This window comes from Arenimonas malthae CC-JY-1 (assembly GCF_000747075.1).
GTDB classification, from domain to species: domain Bacteria; phylum Pseudomonadota; class Gammaproteobacteria; order Xanthomonadales; family Xanthomonadaceae; genus Arenimonas; species Arenimonas malthae.
This window is the reverse complement of the sequence record NZ_AVCH01000088.1, coordinates 1-2,203: the sequence shown is the minus strand read 5'-3', so window position 1 is coordinate 2,203 and position 2,203 is coordinate 1. Positions and strand designations below refer to the sequence as shown.

Genomic DNA, 2,203 nt, shown 5'->3' with positions numbered 1-2,203 from the left:
CCTGGCGCTCGCCGCCGCCATGGGCGGGCGGTTCGGCCGGGGCGCGTTCGGGCGCGGGGGCGGACACGGGCGTCGGCGCCGGGGCGCTGGCTACGGCATCGTTGCTGGGGTTGGCGGCACGCGGCTTGCGCGGGCGCTTCTCGGCGCTGGCGCCGGAGTCGGTTTCGTTTTCGGACACAGGATTCACCTCGCGAACGCGAGCGTGGGGGAGGAAGGGGGTAATGCAGAAGATCGGCGCCAGGGGCGCCCGAATGACCTACAAACTAACACCGGCGGGGGCGGCCCCACAAGCCGCCGCCCCGCGCTGGCCCCGGGCTGGCCGGGGCCGCGGGCGCTCAGAGCGCCTTGTCGACGAACTGCGCGAGCTGGGCCTTGCCCACCGCGCCGACCTGGGTGGCATGCACCTTGCCGTCCTTGAACAGCATCAGGGTCGGGATGCCGCGCACGGCGTACTGGCGCGGGGTCATGGGGTTGTGGTCGATGTTGAGCTTCACCACCTTGACCTTGCCGGCGTAGGTGCCGGCCAGCTCGTCGACCATCGGGCCGATCATCTTGCAGGGGCCGCACCACTCGGCCCAGAAATCCACCAGCACCGGGGTGTCGGACTTGAGCACCTGGGCCTCGAAGTCGGTGTCACCCACATGGAGCACCTGGTCGCTCATGCGTCAAACTCCTGATTTTCTTGGGGGTCGCGGCCGGTCCCGGCCGTCGTTGGGTTAAACTGGGGCGTTCAAGACGTTAATTCAACCGCCCCTTGGCGGCCCCGGGTTGAGGGCAGTTTGCGACCCACCGGGCTGGCCGCGCAAGCGCAGAGACGCGCACCCAGAGAGTCCCATGTCCGATAAACCGCTGACCGACATCGCTTTTTCCAACTTCGAGCTGCATCCGGCGCTGCAGGCCGGCCTTGAATCCGCCGGCTTCACCCGCTGCACCCCCATCCAGGCCCTGACCCTGCCCATCGCCCTCGCCGGGCGCGACGTCGCCGGCCAGGCACAGACCGGCACCGGCAAGACCCTGGCCTTCCTGGTCGCGCTGATGAACCGGCTGCTGACCCGCCCGGCCCTGGCCGAGCGCAAGCCCGAGGACCCGCGCGCGCTCATCCTGGCGCCCACCCGCGAGCTGGCCATCCAGATCCACAAGGACGCGGTGAAGTTCGGCTCCGACCTGGGCCTGCGCTTCGCCCTGGTCTACGGCGGCGTCGACTACGACAAGCAGCGCGAGCTGCTGCAGCAGGGCGTGGACGTGATCATCGCCACCCCGGGCCGCCTGATCGACTACGTCAAGCAGCACAAGGTCGTCTCGCTGCACGCCTGCGAGGTCTGCGTGCTCGACGAGGCCGACCGCATGTTCGACCTGGGCTTCATCAAGGACATCCGCTTCCTGCTGCGGCGCATGCCGATCCGCACCGAGCGCCAGACCCTGTTGTTCAGCGCCACCCTCAGCCACCGCGTGCTCGAGCTGGCCTACGAGCACATGAACGAGCCCGAGAAGCTCGTGGTCGAGACCGAGTTCATCACCGCCGCCAAGGTGCGCCAGAAGGTCTACTTCCCCTCGGACGAGGAGAAGATCCCGCTGCTGATCGGCCTGCTGACCCGCAGCGAGGGCCACCGCACCATGGTGTTCGTGAACACCAAGGTGTGGGTGGAGCGCGTGGCCAAGGCGCTCGAGCGCGCCGGCTTCCGCGTCGGCGTGCTCTCGGGCGACGTGCCGCAGAAGAAGCGCGAAACCCTGCTGGCGCGCTTCCAGAAGGGCCAGCTCGACATCCTGGTGGCCACCGACGTGGCCGCGCGCGGCCTGCACATCGACGGCGTGTCGCACGTCTACAACTACGACCTGCCCTTCGACGCCGAGGACTACGTGCACCGCATCGGCCGCACCGCGCGCCTGGGCGCCGAGGGCGACGCCATCAGCTTCGCCTGCGAGCGCTACGCCATGTCGCTGCCCGACATTGAGGCCTACATCGAGCAGAAGCTGCCGGTGGCGCAGGTCGAGAAGGAGCTGCTGGTGCCGGTGCCGCGCGCGCCGCGCGAGCGGGTCGAGGGCGAGGAAGAGGGCGAGAGCGTGAGCGCCATCTTCCGCGAGGTGCGCGAGGCCAAGGCCGCCGAAGACGAACGCCGCGGCGGCAGCCGTTCCGGCGGTCGCGGCGGTCGCGACGGTGGCCGCCCGGGCGGCGGTGGCCGCGGCGAACGGGGTCCGCGCAGCG

Annotated in this window: 2 protein-coding genes; one reads left to right on the top strand and one right to left on the bottom strand. The window is 70.0% G+C overall.

Annotated elements, in window-relative coordinates; genetic code table 11:
* Positions 1-335: 335 nt before the first annotated feature.
* Positions 336-662, bottom strand: coding sequence for a thioredoxin TrxA (gene trxA, locus N790_RS04865; protein WP_043801497.1), 327 nt, complete (start codon positions 660-662; stop codon positions 336-338).
* 172 nt (positions 663-834) lie between these two features.
* Between trxA and rhlB the strand changes: the two genes are divergently transcribed.
* Positions 835-2,203 (top strand): ATP-dependent RNA helicase RhlB (gene rhlB, locus N790_RS04860; RefSeq protein ID WP_043801494.1); only part of this gene is annotated, 1,369 nt, incomplete at its 3' end.

Excerpts from the sequence above, each read along its gene's own strand:
- trxA (WP_043801497.1), bottom strand. The coding sequence starts at position 662 with ATGAGCGACCAGGTGCTCCATGTGGGTGACACCGACTTCGAGGCCCAG.